This window comes from Aeromonas sobria (assembly GCF_000820145.1).
Classification (GTDB): Bacteria; Pseudomonadota; Gammaproteobacteria; order Enterobacterales; family Aeromonadaceae; genus Aeromonas; species Aeromonas sobria.
In genome coordinates this window covers 1-17759 of record NZ_CDBW01000022.1, presented here as the reverse complement: position 1 = coordinate 17759, position 17759 = coordinate 1, and the positions used below count along the sequence as shown (strand labels likewise).

Genomic DNA, 17759 nt, shown 5'->3' with positions numbered 1-17759 from the left:
TTTTGGCATCTGGCTGCCGGGTGGCGACTTACTCCACCCCCGCCTTGATCAGGCATTCGCTGTACTGCTTATCCACCTTGAAGATGTGGTTGAGCAGCCAGTTCTTCAGAAAGATGATCAGCTCCATGTTGAGCTCCTGCTCGTCGGTATCTTCGCGCCGGATCAGGGTATCCAGCTCGGTCAGCAGCTTGGTGTGCTCCTGCTTGTGACGCTGCAACTGGGGATAGCGGGCCTGCTCCATGCTGCGCTCTTCGTCGGCAAAGTGCTGGGTGGCCAGTTTCAGTAGCTCATCCAGCCGCTGCTTGCGCTGCTGAGCCGGGCTGTTATCCCGTACCGCGTGATAGAAGCGGTTCATCGCCTCGAACAACCCCTGATGCTGCTGATCCACGCTGGCCACCCGCACCATAAAGGCTTCGTTCCAGTGCAGCAGATCGTGCTCGTGGCCACTGAGATCCTGCCGGTTCACTTCGAACTGATCGCTGATAAGGCCGATCTCCTCGTTGGCCTGATTGAGATCCCGGGTATGGGTGCGGCTCTCACGGGCCAGATCCAGACATTCACGGGCAATATGGGCAACCTGCATGACGTTGCGGTTGGTCTCTTCGGCGACCTGCGCCTGTTGTTCGGCGGCGGTGGCGATCTGGTGGTTCATATCAGCCACCCGGGTGATGGCGGCGACGATGGCGTCGAGGGTTTCACCGGTGCCAGCAGCCTGATTGACCGCCTGCTCGCTGACGTTGCGGGTGGTGTGCATGGTGGTCACTGCATGGCGGGTGTTGTGCTGCAGCGCTTCAATCCGCTGCTGGATATCGATGGTGGCGGCTTGAGTGCGGGTGGCCAGCTTGCGTACCTCGTCGGCGACTACCGCAAAGCCGCGTCCCTGTTCGCCGGCGCGGGCGGCTTCGATGGCGGCATTGAGGGCCAGCAGGTTGGTTTGCTCCGAGATGGTGCTGATCACCTGCAGTATGTTGCCGATCTGGCTGCTCTCTTGATCCAGCCGGGTCACCTCACCGGCTGATTGCTCGATATGGGTGGCCACCTGACGGATCAGGGTGATGGTCTGGCTCACCTGCTGCTGACCATCGTGGGCTTGCTGCTGGGTGAGCAGGGTATCCTGGCTGGCCTGCTCGGTGTTGTGCTCGATATTGTGCACCGTGGCGGTCATTTCGTTGATGGCGGTCGCCAGCAGATCAGTACTTTGCTGGGCCTGCTGCATGCTGCTGAGGGTGCTGCCGGAGTGTTCCATCAGCAGCGCCATCTTGTCATGGGTCTTGTGGGAGACCTGCTGCACCGAGCCGATCAGGCTGTCGATATTGTCGAGGAAGCGGTTGAAGACGGTGGCGAGGTAGGCGAACTCGTCCTGCCCGCGGCTGCGTAGCCGGAAGGTGAGGTTGTGGCTGTGATTGGCCAGCTCGACCAGCTGGGTCATCAGTTGTTGCAGCGGGCGCACCGTCTTGAGATGGATCAGCAGCAACATCAGCATGATGATGGTCAGGCTGACCACTAACAGCAGCAGATCCTGGCTTTGCAGGGCACTGCTTTGGGTGGCGATCTCCCGCTCCTGACGCATCAGCTGTTGTTGTTGCTGCTCCAGCGCCCCTTCCACCTGAGTGGCGATGCTACCGGTTATCGCGTCAAAGCCCTCTCCCGGCTGCTTCATCAAGCGGTTGCCCGCTTCGCGCCCCCCTTTCAGGTAGGCATCGACCATCTGTTTGCCCACCTCGAGCTGGCGGGTGAGCAGAGGGGTGAGGGCGCTTTGCAGCTGTGGCAGGGTGCCGAGCAACTGGCGGGCGGCCTGCGCGTGCTGTTCCGCCTCGGCGATGGAGTCCTGCTCGCCCGAGACGGCAGCATCGGTCAGAAATTGCTGCACCTGGGTGGTGTGATAGCGCAGCTCCTGCAGGGTAATTTGCCGGTTGGCGCTGGTAATCAACTGTTCCGGCAGTTGCCCGAGCCGATCGGTCAGGGTGCTGCGCCAGATACCTCCCAGCACCATGGTAAACAGGATAACCAGGCTCGCGCCCAACAGCAGATGGCGGATCGAGAGGTTGCGAAGCAGTGCAAACATGGAGAGCCCTCAGAGACCTATTGATAGTGCTTTCAATAGTAGTCAATGGCGTCAGCCAGCTCGCTGCCGTTTGTGACAGGGAGTCGGGTTATATGGGATTGTCTGGTGTTCAGCTCATATCCAGTGCGGTTTGACATAATGGCGGTCATCCACCAGAAGAAGGTGCAATTCATCCCCTGACGTCACACCTTGGCGCGCCTCTGGGGTAGAATGCGCGCCTTCCCGTTTTGAGTCGTTTTTTCAGAGGTTCTTACATGCATTTCAAGATGATTGTTCCGGCGGTTGCATTGGCTGTGGCGCTGAGTGGTTGCACTACCAACCCGTATACCGGTGAGCAGCAAACCTCCAAGGCTGTGTGGGGCTCACTGGCGGGTGCCGCGACCGGTGCTGCAGTGGGTGCCATGTCTTCCAGCAAGGGCGATCGCAAGAAGGGTATCTGGACCGGCGTGGCCGCAGGTGCTGCATTGGGTGGTGGTATCGGTTATTACATGGATGTGCAGGAAGCCAAGCTGCGCGAGAAGTTGCAGGGCACCGGCGTCAGTGTCACCCGTAATGGTGACGAACTGATCCTCAATATGCCGAACAGCGTGACCTTCGACAGCTCCAGCTCCCAGTTGAAAGCGGCCGGTGCCAATACCCTCTCCGGCGTAGCCATGGTGGTTGCCGAGTTCGACAAGACCCGCCTGAACGTGGTTGGTCACACCGACAGCTCAGGTTCCCGCGATCTGAACATGAAGCTATCTCGCGATCGTGCCGATGCCGTTGCCGCCCAGCTGATTGGCCAGGGCGTATCAGGCAGCCGTATCTCTACCCGTGGCGTCGGCCCGGATCAGCCGATTGCTTCTAACAGCACCGCTGACGGCAAGGCGCAGAACCGCCGCGTCACCATTACCCTGACCCCGACCGCCTAAGTCGTCCGGTTTGTGGTAACGAAAAGGCCCCGCCAGTGATGGTGGGGCCTTTTCGTTTATGCCGTGGCGAGCAATGGCTGCCTGGTTGTTTGCTCCCTCCCCTTGCGGGAGAAGGGCTGGGGATGAGGGGAGAACCGCCTCTTAGACCGCCGCAGTCAGCTGCACCTCTACCTTGTAGCCTTTATGGGCGAGGCGGGCTTGTACGCAGGCGCGCACCGGTGCGGTGTTGGCGTCAGGGGAGCCAGGCATCCTGCTTCGTTTAGACAGCCGCAGTCAGCTGCACTTCCACCTTGTAGCCTTCGTGGGCGAGGCGAGCCTGTACGCAGGCGCGAACCGGTGCAGTGCCAGCCGGGATCCAGCTGTCCCACTGCTCGTTGAAGGCGGCGATATCGCCAATGTCCTTGAGATAGATGTTGGCCATCAGGATCTTGTTGACGCCGGAGCCGTTGGCTTCCAGCAGGCGCTGCAGGCTGGTCAGCACTTCGCGGGTCTGCTGGTGGATATCCGCCTCTTCACTGACAGGGACTTCTACCACATAGAGGGTGCCATTGTGGATGACCACATCTGACCAACGCTGGGTGGTGCCGATTCGGGTAATGGTTGTCATGGATTGCTCCGGTACTGGGGCTTATTGACCCTTGCGGATCAGATAGCGGTAAGGGGCCTGCTCTGTCTCGCTGGCGATCAGGGTGTGATCCATAAAGCGGCAGAAACTGGGGATGTCGCGGGTGGTTGAAGGGTCGTCGGCGCTGACCAGCAGGGTCTCGCCATCCGCCATCAGCCGCACTTTCTTGCGAACCATCATTACGGGTTCCGGGCAACGAAGCCCGATTGCGTCCAACTTATGGGTTGCGCTGCAGAATAAATCACTCATCTATTATCAACCTTCAACCTATTCGGCTGCCAATGATACTCAGGGCTAAAAAATAATCAAATAAACGCCCTGCTAACCAGCATATGTAACCAAAATGTTATTTAGCCCTATCCAGTGTGCGCCGGACGAGTAATATAAAAATTGCACCATATTCAACAAGGAGGTGAATATGCAGGTTTCCTACGGCAGATTACAGGCCTACGCAGGCATGGGTTTCTTGTCTTTCGCCATGATAGTGATGGGCAGCCCGATCGGGAATACCGGTACCTGGTTCGGCTCCATGGTGATGGTCGGATTGGGGCTCTGGATCGAGCTCAGCGATTACTATGACGAGGATGAGGACGAAAACGATCAATCCTGAATCGGATGACGATTCAACAACAAAGGCGGATAAATTCCGCCTTTGTCATTTCTGCCGTTTGGCAATTTGTCCGGATCAGCGGGTCGAACGCATGGCCCGTTCCAGTTGCAGCGCCGTCTGTTGCGGGTCGCCTTTGGTGTCATTGAAGAAGTTACCGAGCACGTCAAAGATGGCCTGACGCATATTGGTCGGGGTGGCCATCCCCTCTGCCATGCTGGGTAGCAGGTTGTCCTGCTTTTCCGCTTGCAGGAAATCCTGATAGGAGTGGATGGCGCAGCGGTCGAATTTGCTCATATCAGGGTTGGTCAGCGCCGGAATTGACCCCTTCACCCGATTGAACTCCTGCTGGAATTTCGGCGTCATCAGCAGCTGGGCCAAGTCGCCCTGGGCCTGCAGCTGGGCCGGATCACGCTGTTTGAACATGGCGATGGAGTCGAGGTTGTAGCTGAACAGCCCGGCGCTACCCGGGCTCGGCAGGCAGGCGATATCCTCGCCCGGCCGGTAGTTGCCCGCGCTCAGCTCCCCCTTCACCCAGTCCCCCATCAACTGCATGGCGGCACCACCGCTCTCCAGCAAGTTGGTGGCCTGATGCCACTTAAGACCCGCGTATTTTTGCGGAACATAGGCGCGTAGCTGGTGGAAGCGGGTCAGTACCCGCACCATGTCGGGGCCGGTCAGGGTGGCGCTGTCCTGTTCGAGGAACGCTTTACGGTAGAACTCTTTACCGCCCTCACCGAGCGCCACCGTTTCAAACAGCACCGCCAGCTGCCAGGGTTCGTTGCCGATGGCGAGCGGGGTGATGCCCCGCTGTTTGAGCTGCTCGGCGACCGTGATGAACTGGGCCCAGTCATCGGGTGGCGTCAGCTTTTGTTGCTCGAACACCTTGCGATTGAGCCACAGCCAGTTGACCCGATGGATACCGGTCGGCACCGCCATCAGGGCGTCATGCTGGCTGAGGGTCGCCCGCACCATGGGGGGCATTTTGGCATACCAGCCAAGGTGCTCAGCCATCGGGCTCAAATCGCGCAAGAAACCGAGACCGGCCCACTCCTTGAGCTCGTAACCCTTGAGGTGCGCAGCCTCCGGCGGGTTGGCTGCCAGTGCCCGGCTTTTCAGTACCGTCATGGCGCTCTTGCCGCCGCCCCCTTGCACTGCGAAATCATTCCACTGATTACCTTGGGCAGCCCATTCGGATTTGAGCTCTTCCACCGCTTTCGCTTCACCACCGGAGGTCCACCAGTGCAGCACCTCCACCTGGGAGGCGGAGGCAGAGCCACAGAGCAGGGCAAGCAGGGAGATCGGGAACCACTTCATGGGCAACTACCTTGGGAGAGAGAGGGTGGCTTGCAGGCCGCCTTGCGGACGATTTTCCAGCACCAGATCGCCGCCATGGGCGTGGGAAATATTGCGGGCGATGCCAAGGCCAAGGCCGGTTCCCGCCTGATCGGTGCTGAGTCGGTAGTAGGGTTCGAAGATGCGTTCGAACTGATCTTCCGGCAGGCCGGGACCTTCGTCCATGATGAACAGGATCAACATTTCCGCGTCATCCATGATGATGATGCGTACCCGCTGACCATATTTGATGCCGTTATCCACCAGATTGCCGATGCAGCGCTTGAGGGCCAGCAGCTTGCCGCGATAGGGCCACTTGCAGTGCCCCTCGATAGTCAGCCGCTCGTCATGGAGGTTCATCGACTCCGCCATCTGCTCCAGCAGTGCGTTGATGTCGATCTCCTCGATGTTCTCGTGGATGTCGGTCTCTTTTACCGTCTGTAGCGCCCCTTTCACCATCAGCTCCAGCTCGTCGAGATCCTTGTTGAACTTGCCGATCTGCACCTCGTCGTCGAGCAGTTCGACCCGCAGCCGCAGCCGGGTGATAGGGGTCTTGAGGTCATGTGAGATGGAGCTGAACAGCCGCTCTCTATCATCGATATAACGGCGAATGCGGTGCTGCATGATGTTGAAGGCGCGGGTGGCCGCCACGATCTCCGACGCCCCCTCCTCTTTGAGCGAAGGCTGGTCGATATCTTTGCCCAGATTCACCGCCGCCTTGGCGAGACGGCGCAGCGGGCGGGTCTGCCAGCGCACCAGCATAAAGGTGAAGAAGCAGAGGAACACCGTCATCAGGGCGATAAAGCGCACCTGATTGCTCGGCATCACGGTGTCATCCAGCGTCATGTAGGGGGCGGGCAGCAGGGCCGCCAGATAGAGCCACTCTCCCTTTTCAATCTCGATCTGGGTCACCAGCACCGGCGGATTGAGCGGTTCCAGCGACAGGGTGTAGCGAGCCCAGGAGGAGGGGAGATCCGCCAGCAGGGTGTCATTGTTGAAGACGTGAAGGTCATCAGGTCGGGAGAAGTCCACCTTGATCGCCATGGCATCGGAGAGCTTGCGGGTCAGCACCCCCTGCACCTCCTGCAGCACCAGCGTCTTGCGCTCGCTGTCGGGGATGGCGTTGATGTGGATCTCTTCCTCGTTGAGCGAGACGAAGAAGCGGCTGCCGCCCATGTTGCGCAGCTGGTCCAGCGCGATATGGCGATACTGCAGTGGCAGGGATTTGAAGAAGTTGACGGTGGAGGCGGCGGAGAGCGCCAGGTTGCGGGTGGTGCTGATCATCCCCTCCAGCTCCCGCTTCTGGATCTGCTGCATCCAGATGCCGGTCAGAATGGTCTGGGAGAGCAGGATGGCCAGCAACAGCAGCAGGATCATCCGTGACAGCAGGGAGCGGGGCACCAGCGCCCCCCAGGACCACTTGTGGCTCATGGCAGCTCGTGCACCTCGGCAATCAGCATGTAACCGCTGCCGCGAATGGTTTTGATGATGCGTGGGCTCTTGCCGTTATCACCCAGCTTCTGGCGCAGACGGCTGATCTGCACGTCGATGCCGCGCTCCATCGGCAGGCTCTCGCGGCCGCGGGTGGCATCGGAGATGGTATCCCGATCCAGCACCAGCCCAGGCTGCTGCAGGAACATGCCGAGCAGCATGGCATCGCTGCCGGAGAGATCCAGCAGGCTGCCATCGTCATGGGTCAGCTGGTGGCTCAGGGTGTCGAGGGTCCACTCGGCAAAACGCAGGCGGCGGCTCGGCTCCTTCTCTTTTTCCGGCTGGCGGAATTCGGCGCGGCGCAGCAGTGCCTTGATGCGGGCCTGCAGTTCACGGGGGCTGAACGGCTTGGCAATATAGTCGTCGGCGCCCAGTTCGAGGCCGATCACCCGATCCGCTTCGTCGGAGGCGGCGGTCAGCATGATAATGGGCACTTGGGAGTCACGCCGGATCTGCTGGCAGAGGGTAAAACCGTCCTCGCCGGGCATCATGATGTCCAGAATAATCAGGTCCGGGCTGTGCTGGGCGAGTTGCTGGCGCATCTCGTTGCCACCGGCGGCCGTCAATACCTGAAAGCCCGCCCGGGTCAGGTACTCGTTGAGCAGCTCGCGGATCTCTTGGTCGTCATCGACGATCAGCAGTTGTTTGCTCATTGACATATGTATGTGCATCCACCCATTTTTTTGTGCAGATTGAACCTGTCGGGGGAGTAAAAAGCAAGCAAGCCCCCCATCTAATGTGAGGTTTAAGGCAATAACAGGCTATTGATAACTTTAAAACGAAAAAAGGCCGACCCAAACGGGACGGCCAACAGATAACAGCTGACAACTGACGATCACCCCGTGTGGCTCTCGTCACAGACTTGAAAAGGGGCCAGTCAGACTGGCCCCGAAAAGGGACAACACTCAGTCATGCATCCCGTCGATCCGGCTGGTCATCACACCCGTTCAAACACGGTGGCGATGCCCTGACCCAGACCGATACACATGGTGGCAACCCCCAGGGTGGCGTCCTTCTCCTCCATCAGATTGATGAGGGTGGTGGAGATACGCGCACCGGAGCAGCCGAGCGGGTGGCCCAGCGCAATGGCGCCGCCGTTCAGGTTTACCTTCTCGTCCACCAGATCCTGCAGACCCAAATCCTTGACGCAGGGCAGCGACTGGGCGGCAAACGCCTCGTTCAGCTCGAACAGGTCGATATCGCCAACGGTCAGACCGGCACGCTTGAGCGCTTTCTGGGTGGCCGGTACCGGGCCGTAGCCCATGATGGCGGCATCACAACCGGCGATGGCCATGGCACGCACCTTGGCGCGGGGCGTGAGGCCAAGGGCCTTGGCGCGATCCGCACTCATCACCAGCATGGCGGCGGCGCCGTCAGACAGGGCTGAGGAGGTGCCGGCAGTGACGGTGCCGTTGACCGGGTCAAACACCGGGCGTAGCTGGCTCAGGGTTTCGACCGTGGTCTCCGGGCGGATCACTTCGTCGTAGTCGTAGAAGAAGCGGGCGCCGCTGGCGTCATGGCCTTCCAATCCGACGATCTCCTTGGCGAAACGCCCTTCCACAGTGGCAGCATAGGAACGGCGATGGGAGCGGGCGGCAAATTCGTCCTGCTGCTGGCGGCTGATGCCGTGCAGCTTGCCGAGCATTTCGGCGGTCAGCCCCATCATGCCGGAGGCTTTCGCCACCGACTTGGCCATGCCGGGGTGGAAGTCGACGCCGTGGCTCATCGGCACGTGGCCCATGTGCTCGACGCCGCCGATGATGAAGATGTCCCCATCACCCACCTGAATGGCGCGGGAAGCGTCATGCAGCGCCTGCATGCTTGATCCGCACAGACGGTTGACGGTGACCGCCCCCACTTGCTTCGGAATACCAGCCAGCAGTGAGGCATTACGGGCGATGTTGAAGCCCTGCTCCAGAGTCTGCTGCACGCAGCCCCAGTAGATATCCTCGATCTCGTTCGGGTCGAGGTTGGGGTTGCGCAGCAGGATGGATTTCATCAGGTGCGCGGACAGATCTTCTGCACGCACGTTGCGGAAGGCGCCGCCCTTGGACCGGCCCATCGGGGTCCGGATACAGTCGACAATGACTACGTCTTTCATGAATGGATCTCCTTTCCGCAATCAGTAGAAGGTTTTGCCCTGGGCGGCCATCTCACGCAGCTTGTCGCTGACGCGGTAGAGCGGGCCCAAATCGGCATACTGGTCGGCCATGGCCACGTAACGATCCAGACCAATGGTGTCCAGATAGCGGAATACGCCGCCGCGGAAGGGAGGGAAGCCCAGACCGTAGACCAGTGCGATGTCGGCTTCGGCTGGGGTGGCGACAATGCCCTCTTCCAGACAGAGCACCACTTCGTTGATCATCGGGATCATCATGCGAGCTATGATGGCTTCCTTGTCAAAGTCCTGCTTCGGCTTGGCAATGGGGGCCAGCAGCTCGTAAGCAGCGGCGTCGGCTACCTTCTTCGGCTTGCCCTTCTTGTCCTGCTCGTAAGAGTAGAAACCCTTGCCATTCTTCTGACCGAAGCGGCTCACCTCATACATCACGTCGATGGCGGTGCGACCTTCCTTGCTCATGCGTGCCGGGAAACCCTGCGCCATCACATCACCGGCATGGTGACCGGTGTCGATGCCGACCACGTCCAGCAGGTAGGCGGGGCCCATCGGCCAGCCGAACTCCTTCTCCATCACCTTGTCGACTGCCGCGAAGTCGGCGCCATCGGCGACCAGCTTGTTGAAGCCGAAGAAGTAGGGGAACAGCACGCGGTTGACGAAGAAGCCGGGGCAGTCGTTGACCACCACCGGGGACTTGCCCATGGCGGCGGCATAGGCCACCACGCGGTTGATGGTTTCATCGGAAGTCTGCTCGCCGCGGATGATCTCCACCAGTGGCATACGGTGTACCGGGTTGAAGAAGTGCATGCCGCAGAAGTTCTGCGGGCGCTTCAGCCCCTTGGCCAGCAGGGAGATGGGGATGGTGGAGGTGTTGCTGGCGAGCACGGCGTCTTCGCCAATGATCCCTTCCACTTCGCCCAGTACGGCGGCCTTCACCTTGGGATTCTCGACCACGGCTTCGACCACCAGATCCACATGCTTGACGTTGTCATAGCTGAGGGTCGGGGTGATGGCTGAGAGCACCTGGCCCATCTTGATGCCGTCGATGCGGCCCTTTTCGAGTTGGCCGTTGAGCAGCTTGGTGGCTTCGCCCATGCCAAGTGCCAGTGCCTTCTCGTTGATATCCTTCATCACCGCCGGAATGCCCTTGCTGGCAGACTGGTAGGCGATGCCGCCCCCCATGATGCCGGCACCCAGTACGGCGGCGTGGCTAGTGGCCTTAGCAGCCTGCTTGGCAGCCTTCTTGGCCAGCGCCTTGATGTGCTGATCGTTCAGGAAAATACCGACCAGTGCTTTGGCGACATCGGTCTTGGCCAGCTTGATAAAGCCCTGTGCCTCAACGGCCAGCGCCTCGTCACGGCCCATGCCAGCGGCGGCCTCGACGGTTTTCACCGCGGTCATCGGCGCCGGATAGTGTTTGCCCGCCACGGCGGCAACCATGCCGGCGGCGGTGGTGAAGCTCATCATGGCTTCCAGTTTGGAGAGGCGCAGCGGCGCTTTTTTGGCGGCGCGACGGCTCTGCCAGTCCAGTTTGCCCGCGATGGCGTCTTTCATCATCTGCAGCGCAGCGCTCTGCAGTGCGTCCGGGGCGACCACGGCATCGATGGCACCCACCTTGAGGGCGTCATCGGCACGGTAATCCTTGCCGGTGGTGATCCACTCCAGCGCGTTGTCGGCACCGATCACCCGTGGCAGACGGACGGTGCCGCCAAAGCCCGGCATGATGCCGAGTTTGGTCTCGGGCAGGCCAATCTTGGCGCTGGTGTCGGCCAGCCGGAAGTCGGTGGAGAGAATGGTCTCGCAGCCGCCGCCCAGGGCGTGGCCCTTGATGGCCGAGAGGGTCGGTACCGGCAGATCTTCGATGGCGTTGAAGATGTCGTTGGCCTTTTTCAGCCAGCCGAGCAGATCTTCTTGCGGCAGATCGAACAGTTCCAGGAATTCGGTAATATCGGCGCCGACGATAAAGGCGTCTTTGCCAGAGGTGAGGATCAGACCTTTTAGTTCACGTTCTTGTTGTAATGCGGCGATCGCTTCGCTCAGGGAGAGCAGGGTAGCGCGATCCAGCTTGTTGACTGAACCCGGGGCATCAAACCTCAGCTCGGCAATGCCGTTTTCGAGGTAGCTGACCGACAGGGTTTCGCCTTGGTAGATCATGAGAGTGTCTCCTTGTTCCCACTCAGTGGGGGGTGTTGCTCCTTTATCCCCAGCAGGGGGCGAGGCTCACTATTGATCCAAAAGGAGACATTTTCAACACCTATTTAAAACATTTGTTTAACAGTTCTCGAGTAAAAGCTCCTCATCACAAAACGGGCAAAAGAGAGGCGCCTTGCGGCGCCTCCGATGGATGTGAGTTTGTTATCAACTGGCCAGTTCCGGCCGGTTGCGATACTGGTTCAGCACCTCGGGATCTGCGAGGGCGTGGGTGTTGTTGACGGGTCTGTTGTGCACCACCTCCCGCACCGCCAGTTCGACGATCTTGCCGGACTTGGTGCGGGGGATGGCATCCACCTGCAGGATGCGGGCGGGCACGTGGCGGGCGGTGCAGTGCTGTTTTATCTGCTGGCGAATGCGCTCGCGCAGCGGTTCGTCGAGCTTGCAACCCGCCTTGAGCTTGACGAACAGCACCACCCGCTCGTCCTGCTGCCACTGCTGGCCGATGACGATGCTCTCTTCCACCTCGTCCAGTTGCTCGACATAGCGGTAGATCTCGCTGGTGCCGATGCGCACGCCCCCCGGGTTGAGGGTTGCGTCGGAGCGGCCGTAGAACAGAATGCCGCCGGTCGGGGTCAGCTCGATCCAGTCGCCGTGGCACCAGATATTGTCGAAGCGCTCGAAGTAGGCCGTGTGGTACTTGTCGCCGCTCTTATCCCCCCAGAAGCCCACCGGCTGGGCCGGGAACGGCTTGGTGCAGACCAGCTCGCCCTTCTCCCCCTGCACTGGCTGGCCAGCCTCGTTGAATACCTGTACCGCGAGACCGAGTCCGCGCCCCTGACTCTCGCCGCGATAGACCGGGCTGAGCGGGTTGCCGATGACGAAGCAGGAGCAGATATCGGTGCCGCCCGAGATGGAGCTGAGTTGCACATTCTGTTTGATCTGCTGATAGACGTAGTCGAACCCCTCCGGCGACAGCACAGATCCGGTGCTGCAGATCAGCCGCAACTGTGGCAAGTCGTGGCTGTTGATGGGGGCATAACCCTGCTTGTGCAGCGCATCGAGATACTTGGCCGAGGTGCCGAACAGGACGACCTCTTCGTCGCGGGCCAGATCCCACAGCACGTTGCCGTCCGGGTAGAAGGGGGAGCCATCGTAGAGCACCAGGGTGGCGCCGGAGGCGAGGGCGCTCACCAGCCAGTTCCACATCATCCAGCCGCAGGTGGTGAAGTAGAAGATCCGTTCCCCCGGTTTGATGTCGCAGTGCAGCTGGTGCTCTTTCAGGTGTTGCAGCAGGGTGCCGCCGATGCCGTGGACGATGCACTTGGGTTTGCCGGTGGTGCCGGAGGAGTAGAGGATATAGAGCGGATCGTTGAAGGCCATCGGTTCGAAGGCGAGCTGGGCACCGTGCTGGCTTGCCAGCAGTTGCTGCCAGTCGTGGCCAAGCTGCAGCGGGTTGCCGAGCAGGGGGATCATCACCGTCTGCTCTATGCTGCCTAACTGGCTCACCACGCTGGCGACCTTCTGCTGAATGTCGATCCCCTTGCCGTTGTAGCGATAGCCATCCACCGCGAACAGCACTCGCGGCCGGGTCTGGCCAAAGCGCTCCACCACGCTGGCTTCACCGAAGTCGGGGCTGGTGGAGGTCCAGATCGCCCCGAGGCTGCTGGTTGCCAGCATGGCAACCACGGTTTCCGGAATATTGGGCAGGTAGGCGGCAACCACGTCGCCGCGACCTATGCCCTGATGGCGCAGCCACTGAGCCAGCCGGGCCACCTGATCACTCAATTCACGCCAGCTCAGAGTGCGGCTTGGGCTCCCTTCGATGCGGGAGATGATGGCCGGGCTCTCGTCCTGACGGCGCAGCAGGTTTTCGGCGAAGTTGAGGCGGCTGTCGGGGAACCAGCGGGTGCGCTGCATATCCTGACGGTTCTCCGCCACTATGTTGCCGAGCTCGCCTTTGACGCCGCAGTGCTGCCATACCAGCGGCCAGAAACGGGTGGTTTTCTCCACCGACCATTGGTAAAGCTGCGGATAGTTCTGCAACTGCAAGCCGTGGAAACGGTTCACCTCCGCCATAAAGCGATAGAGGTTGGATTGCTGCATCCTGAGCGGATCCGGTTGCCACAGGCAGAGGTTGTCCATGAGTAATCCCTGACGTCATGTATCTAGCGGCAGTGTATTGAATTGTTTTTGATTTGTTAATGATTGGTTTTCTGTTGATAACAAACACTTTGTAACGCATGCGTTACCTCACGAAGCGGCAGCTTGACGGGTCGAGCAGCCCCGAGCTTGGTGTTATGCTGCTATCACATTCACCTCGGAGCAGGACGCCATGAGCAGCTACAGCCAACTTTTTGCCCAGCACCTCGATACCTTGCAGCAGCGTACCCGCGATATTCTGCAACAACAGGGGCTCAGCGGACTGGCCATCCACTCCGGCCAGACCCACCGCATCTTCCTCGATGATCAGGATTACCCGTTCAAGGTAAACCCGCACTTCAAGGCCTGGTTGCCGGTGCTGGACAATCCCCACTGCTGGCTGCTGGTGGACGGGGTGAACAAACCGGTACTGCTGTTCTATCGTCCGGTGGATTTCTGGCACAAGGTGGCGGATCTGCCCAATGCCTTCTGGGTCGAGTTCTTCGATATTCGTTTCCTGACCCGACCGGAGCAGGTGGCCGATCATCTGCCTGCCAACAAGCAGGAGTGGGCCTATCTGGGCGGTCATCTGGAAGTGGCCGAGCTGCTGGGGCTGACCCAGCCCAATCCGGAAGCTGTGCTCAACTACCTGCACTATCACCGCGCCTACAAGACTCCCTACGAGCTGGAGTGTCTGCGCGAGGCGACCCGCATCGGCGTGCGCGGCCATATTGCCGCCAAGGACTCCTTTATGGCGGGGGCGAGCGAGTTCGAAATCAATCTGGCCTATATGAAGGCGGTCGGGCAGGGGGCCAATGAGGCGCCCTACGGCAATATTGTCGCCATCAACCGCAACGCGGCCATTCTGCACTACACCCATCTCTCCGCCTTGCGGGTGCCGGATGCGGAGCGCCACTCCTTCCTGATCGATGCTGGCGTCGATTTTCACGGTTATGCCTCCGACATCACCCGTACCTGGGCGTGGCGGCGCGGCGAGTTTGCCGACCTGATTGCGGCCCTCGACGAGCAGCAGCAGGAGATCATCAAGGAGATCAAACCGGGTCGCCGCTACAGCGAGCTGCATCTGCAGATGCATCACAAGCTGGCACGCCTGCTGCAGGCCACCGAGCTGGTGGACATGTCGGTAGACGAGATGATCAATACCGGGGTGACCAACGTCTTCTTCCCTCACGGCCTCGGCCACTTCATCGGTCTGCAGGTGCACGATGCGGGTGGTTTCATGCAGGATGAGCGCGGCACCCACCTGGCGGCCCCCGAGCTGTTCCCCTATCTGCGCTGCACCCGGGTGATGGAGGTGGATCAGGTGTTCACCATCGAGCCGGGGCTCTACTTTATCGACAGTTTGCTGGAGCCGCTGCGTCAGGGCGAACAGGGCAAACGGGTTAACTGGAACAAGGTGGAGGCACTGCGGCCGTTTGGCGGCATCCGCATCGAGGACAACATAGTGCTGCACGCCAACGGGGTGGAGAACATGACCAGACAAGCAGGGCTCTGATGGCGGTAGCGTACTCTATTCCGGCTGCCCCGCTGGAACTGACCGAAGAGATAAAGAAGAGCCGCTTCATTACCCTGATTGCCCACACCCCGACCGTCGAGGCGGCCAAGGGGTGGGTCAACGAGATCAAGCGTCAACATCCGACCGCTCGCCATCACTGCTGGGGCTTTGTGGCGGGCGCGCCGCAAGATAGCCAGGTCTATGGCTTCAGCGATGATGGCGAACCTTCGGGCACAGCGGGCAAGCCGATCCTGGCCCAGTTGATGGGGTCTGGATTCGGTGAAATCTGCGCCGTGGTGGTGCGTTACTACGGCGGTATCCAGCTTGGCACCGGTGGACTGGTTAAAGCCTATGGGGGCGGTGTCGGTGCCGCCCTCAAGCAGCTGCCAACCCTGCTCAAGGTGCCGCGCACTCCCTCTCTCATTCACTGCGATTACGGTGACATGGGGACGGTCGAGTCGCTGATCAGCAGCCACAATGGCGAATTGCTGGCGGCCGATTACGGTCAGCAGGTCACCTTGCAGGTAGCATGGGAATCCTCGGTTTGGGCTCAGGTTGACCGTGAATTGACCGACCGGACTCATGGACGGGTATCCCTCAGTCCCTTAGATGGCTAGAATCCATCGCTCTTTAATAGGGAAAAGGGAGCTGTAATGCACATTCTGAGCATCATTCGCATTGTTGGCCTGCTGGTTGCGCTGTTCAGCTCGACCATGCTGTTGCCTGCGCTGGTGGCCTTCGGCTATCGGGATGGGGGTGGTGCCGAGTTCGTCAGCTCTTTTCTGATCGCCCTGCTTCTCGGCGTGGTGCTCTGGTTTCCCAACCGCTATCACAAGAAGGAGATGCGCTCGAAAGAGGGCTTCCTCATTGTGGTGCTGTTCTGGACCGTGCTGGGCAGTGTGGGGGCGGTGCCTTTCATCATGAGCGACGTGCCGGACATGTCGGTCTCGGAAGCCTTCTTCGAATCTTTTTCCGGCCTGACTACCACGGGGGCGACGGTACTGACCGGGCTCGATAATCTGCCCAAGGCGTTTCTGTTTTACCGCCAGCTGCTGCAGTGGCTGGGGGGGATGGGGATCATCGTACTGGCGGTGGCCATTCTGCCACTGCTGGGCATTGGTGGCATGCAGCTCTACCGTGCCGAGATCCCGGGGCCGGTGAAGGATACCAAGGTGACGCCGCGTATCGCCGAAACGGCCAAGGCGCTCTGGTTCATCTATCTGCTGCTGACCGCGCTCTGTGCGCTGGCCTATTGGCTCGCCGGGATGACGCTGTTCGATGCGGTGTGCCATTCGTTCTCGACCCTGTCGGTCGGTGGCTTCTCCACCCACGATGCCAGCATCGGTTTCTTTAACAGTCCGGTCATCAACCTGATTACTGTGGTGTTCCTGCTGCTGGCCAGCGTGAACTTTGCACTCCACTTTACCGTTTTCTCCCACCGCCCGGTTCGACTCGGGCGCTACCTCTATGATGCGGAACTCAAGGTGTTCCTGGCCATCCAGGCGACCCTGGTGATGATCTGCTTTATCGCCTTGCTGACCCATGGGCACTATGACACCTGGCAAGAGGCCCTCAATCACGGTCTATTCCAGGCGGTCTCTCTGGGCACCACCACCGGCTACAGCACCACCACCTATGCAGAATGGCCCTCGTTCCTGCCCATGCTGCTGATGTTCTCTGCCTTTATCGGTTGTTGCGCGGGCAGTACCGGCGGCGGCATCAAGGTGATGCGTTTCATGATCCTGTTCATGCAGGGGATGCGCGAGCTGAAGCGGCTGGTTCACCCCAGAGCTATCTATACCCTGAAGCTGGGAAATCGGGCGGTGCCCGAGCGCATCGTCGAGGCGGTGTGGGGCTATTTCGCCACCTATATCATTCTCTTCTTTATATTCATGCTGCTGTTGCTGATGACGGGGCTGAACGAAGTGACCGCATTCACTGCCGTGGCTGCGGCCTTCACCAACGTGGGGCCGGGGTTGGGAGAGGTATCAGCCAACTTCGGCAATATCTCGCCAGCGGCACAGTGGGTGCTGGTGGTGGCCATGTTGTTTGGTCGATTGGAAATTTTCACGCTTCTGGTACTGTTTACCCCTGCTTTCTGGCGTAGTTGAGGTCGTTATGGACAAGATTCTGGTGCTTTATTCCTCTCGGGAGGGTCAAACCCGCAAAATAGTAGATGTCATGCTGGAGCAGATGCCAGGATGCGAAGTGGTGATGCACGACCTGCACACCTTGCCGATGTGCAACTTAAGCAAGTATGCCAAGGTCTTGATCGGCGCCTCAATTCGTTATGGCAACTTCCACCCCAGCCTGTTCAGCTTTATTCATGCCCATCAGGAGCAGCTGGAGGTGGCCAATGCGGCCTTCTTCTGTGTCAACCTGACCGCCCGCAAGCCAGAGAAGCAGACGCCGCAAACCAATGCCTATATGAAGAAGTTCCTGCGCCTCTCTCCCTGGAAGCCGAAAACCCTGGGGGTGTTTGCCGGCGCACTGCAGTACTCCCGCTATAACTGGTGGCAGACTCGCATCATCCAGCTGATCATGAAGATCACCGGGGGCAGTACCGATACCAGCAAGGACCTCGAGTTTACCGACTGGGAAAAGGTGCGCAGCTTCGCTCGCGAATTCTGGTCAAAAAGGTAGCAACCTGATGTGAATTCAGGGTTTATTGCCCGAAAGAGCCTCGCCGAAGCGGGGCTTTTGTTTAATAAAGCAACGGTTGAACCGGAAAACTGCAAAAAGTGCCATTTTTTGCAGTTTTCCTCTTGTCATCCCGGCGTGGCTCCCTATAATGCGCCCC

The 17759-nt window shown here is 59.9% G+C and carries 15 protein-coding genes and 1 pseudogene; 6 read left to right on the top strand and 10 right to left on the bottom strand.

Going from position 1 to position 17759, the window contains the following annotated elements:
* Positions 1-28: 28 nt before the first annotated feature.
* Positions 29-2065 (bottom strand): bacteriohemerythrin, encoded by a 2037-nt coding sequence (locus tag BN1135_RS11100; RefSeq protein WP_042021072.1) that lies wholly within the window; start codon positions 2063-2065, stop codon positions 29-31.
* Between the two features lie 254 nt (positions 2066-2319).
* Between BN1135_RS11100 and BN1135_RS11095 the strand changes: the two genes are divergently transcribed.
* Positions 2320-2976, top strand: a complete 657-nt coding sequence (locus BN1135_RS11095) for an OmpA family lipoprotein (protein ID WP_042021071.1) — start codon at positions 2320-2322, stop codon at positions 2974-2976.
* Between the two features lie 141 nt (positions 2977-3117).
* Here BN1135_RS11095 and BN1135_RS11090 read toward each other — a convergent pair.
* The 3 genes and pseudogenes from BN1135_RS11090 to tusA form a co-directional block, all read right to left on the bottom strand.
* Positions 3118-3207, bottom strand: a pseudogene (locus BN1135_RS11090) (endoribonuclease L-PSP); the annotation flags it as partial.
* 28 nt (positions 3208-3235) lie between these two features.
* Positions 3236-3583 (bottom strand): RidA family protein, encoded by a 348-nt coding sequence (locus BN1135_RS11085; RefSeq protein WP_042021067.1) that lies wholly within the window; start codon positions 3581-3583, stop codon positions 3236-3238.
* Positions 3584-3604: 21 nt separating this feature from the next.
* Positions 3605-3850, bottom strand: coding sequence for a sulfurtransferase TusA (tusA, locus tag BN1135_RS11080; protein WP_042021065.1), 246 nt, complete (start codon positions 3848-3850; stop codon positions 3605-3607).
* A 169-nt stretch (positions 3851-4019) separates the two neighbouring features.
* On the opposite strand from tusA, the gene BN1135_RS11075 reads away from it, so the two are divergent.
* Entirely contained in the window at positions 4020-4211 is a 192-nt protein-coding gene (locus BN1135_RS11075; protein ID WP_005339471.1) for a hypothetical protein, read from the top strand.
* A 75-nt stretch (positions 4212-4286) separates the two neighbouring features.
* Here BN1135_RS11075 and BN1135_RS11070 read toward each other — a convergent pair whose 3' ends face one another.
* The 6 genes from BN1135_RS11070 to BN1135_RS11045 all read right to left on the bottom strand — a co-directional run bounded on the left by BN1135_RS11070 (position 4287) and on the right by BN1135_RS11045 (position 13446).
* Positions 4287-5525 (bottom strand): ABC transporter substrate-binding protein, encoded by a 1239-nt coding sequence (locus BN1135_RS11070; protein WP_042021063.1) that lies wholly within the window; start codon positions 5523-5525, stop codon positions 4287-4289.
* Between the two features lie 6 nt (positions 5526-5531).
* Positions 5532-6974, bottom strand: coding sequence for an ATP-binding protein (locus BN1135_RS11065; protein WP_042021062.1), 1443 nt, complete (start codon positions 6972-6974; stop codon positions 5532-5534).
* Complete coding sequence (locus tag BN1135_RS11060; protein ID WP_042021059.1) at positions 6971-7693, bottom strand: response regulator; 723 nt, start codon at positions 7691-7693, stop codon at positions 6971-6973. Before BN1135_RS11060 ends, BN1135_RS11065 begins: the two co-directional genes overlap by 4 nt.
* Before the next feature lie 278 nt (positions 7694-7971).
* Positions 7972-9135, bottom strand: coding sequence for an acetyl-CoA C-acyltransferase FadA (gene fadA, locus BN1135_RS11055; RefSeq protein WP_042021058.1), 1164 nt, complete (start codon positions 9133-9135; stop codon positions 7972-7974).
* A gap of 21 nt (positions 9136-9156) precedes the next feature.
* Positions 9157-11304 (bottom strand): fatty acid oxidation complex subunit alpha FadB, encoded by a 2148-nt coding sequence (gene fadB / locus BN1135_RS11050; protein WP_042021057.1) that lies wholly within the window; start codon positions 11302-11304, stop codon positions 9157-9159.
* 204 nt (positions 11305-11508) lie between these two features.
* Positions 11509-13446, bottom strand: a complete 1938-nt coding sequence (locus BN1135_RS11045; RefSeq protein ID WP_042021056.1) for an acetoacetate--CoA ligase — start codon at positions 13444-13446, stop codon at positions 11509-11511.
* Positions 13447-13636: 190 nt separating this feature from the next.
* On the opposite strand from BN1135_RS11045, the gene pepQ reads away from it, so the two are divergent.
* The 4 genes from pepQ to hemG are packed head-to-tail and all read left to right on the top strand — an operon-like array spanning position 13637 to position 17602.
* A complete protein-coding gene (gene pepQ / locus BN1135_RS11040; protein ID WP_042021055.1) occupies positions 13637-14959 on the top strand; it encodes a Xaa-Pro dipeptidase in 1323 nt (440 codons plus the stop codon).
* Positions 14959-15576 (top strand): YigZ family protein, encoded by a 618-nt coding sequence (locus tag BN1135_RS11035; protein ID WP_042021054.1) that lies wholly within the window; start codon positions 14959-14961, stop codon positions 15574-15576. The genes pepQ and BN1135_RS11035 overlap by 1 nt, the downstream gene beginning before the upstream one ends.
* A 36-nt stretch (positions 15577-15612) precedes the next feature.
* Positions 15613-17070, top strand: a complete 1458-nt coding sequence (locus BN1135_RS11030) for a TrkH family potassium uptake protein (RefSeq protein ID WP_042021053.1) — start codon at positions 15613-15615, stop codon at positions 17068-17070.
* Positions 17071-17077: 7 nt separating this feature from the next.
* On the top strand, positions 17078-17602 hold the full coding sequence (gene hemG, locus BN1135_RS11025; protein ID WP_042021052.1) for a menaquinone-dependent protoporphyrinogen IX dehydrogenase: 525 nt from the start codon (positions 17078-17080) through the stop codon (positions 17600-17602).
* Positions 17603-17759 lie beyond the last annotated feature (157 nt).

Bases quoted from the DNA above. Each gene is read 5' to 3' on its own strand.
- fadA (WP_042021058.1), bottom strand. From the start codon at position 9,135: ATGAAAGACGTAGTCATTGTCGACTGTATCCGGACCCCGATGGGCCGG.
- BN1135_RS11095 (WP_042021071.1), top strand. From the start codon at position 2,320: ATGCATTTCAAGATGATTGTTCCGGCGGTTGCATTGGCTGTGGCGCTG.
- BN1135_RS11035 (WP_042021054.1), top strand. From the start codon at position 14,959: ATGGCGGTAGCGTACTCTATTCCGGCTGCCCCGCTGGAACTGACCGAA.
- BN1135_RS11100 (WP_042021072.1), bottom strand. From the start codon at position 2,065: ATGTTTGCACTGCTTCGCAACCTCTCGATCCGCCATCTGCTGTTGGGC.
- hemG (WP_042021052.1), top strand. From the start codon at position 17,078: ATGGACAAGATTCTGGTGCTTTATTCCTCTCGGGAGGGTCAAACCCGC.
- BN1135_RS11075 (WP_005339471.1), top strand. From the start codon at position 4,020: ATGCAGGTTTCCTACGGCAGATTACAGGCCTACGCAGGCATGGGTTTC.
- BN1135_RS11065 (WP_042021062.1), bottom strand. From the start codon at position 6,974: ATGAGCCACAAGTGGTCCTGGGGGGCGCTGGTGCCCCGCTCCCTGCTG.
- BN1135_RS11030 (WP_042021053.1), top strand. From the start codon at position 15,613: ATGCACATTCTGAGCATCATTCGCATTGTTGGCCTGCTGGTTGCGCTG.
- pepQ (WP_042021055.1), top strand. From the start codon at position 13,637: ATGAGCAGCTACAGCCAACTTTTTGCCCAGCACCTCGATACCTTGCAG.
- BN1135_RS11045 (WP_042021056.1), bottom strand. From the start codon at position 13,446: ATGGACAACCTCTGCCTGTGGCAACCGGATCCGCTCAGGATGCAGCAA.
- BN1135_RS11060 (WP_042021059.1), bottom strand. From the start codon at position 7,693: ATGTCAATGAGCAAACAACTGCTGATCGTCGATGACGACCAAGAGATC.
- fadB (WP_042021057.1), bottom strand. From the start codon at position 11,304: ATGATCTACCAAGGCGAAACCCTGTCGGTCAGCTACCTCGAAAACGGC.
- BN1135_RS11085 (WP_042021067.1), bottom strand. From the start codon at position 3,583: ATGACAACCATTACCCGAATCGGCACCACCCAGCGTTGGTCAGATGTG.
- tusA (WP_042021065.1), bottom strand. From the start codon at position 3,850: ATGAGTGATTTATTCTGCAGCGCAACCCATAAGTTGGACGCAATCGGG.
- BN1135_RS11070 (WP_042021063.1), bottom strand. From the start codon at position 5,525: ATGAAGTGGTTCCCGATCTCCCTGCTTGCCCTGCTCTGTGGCTCTGCC.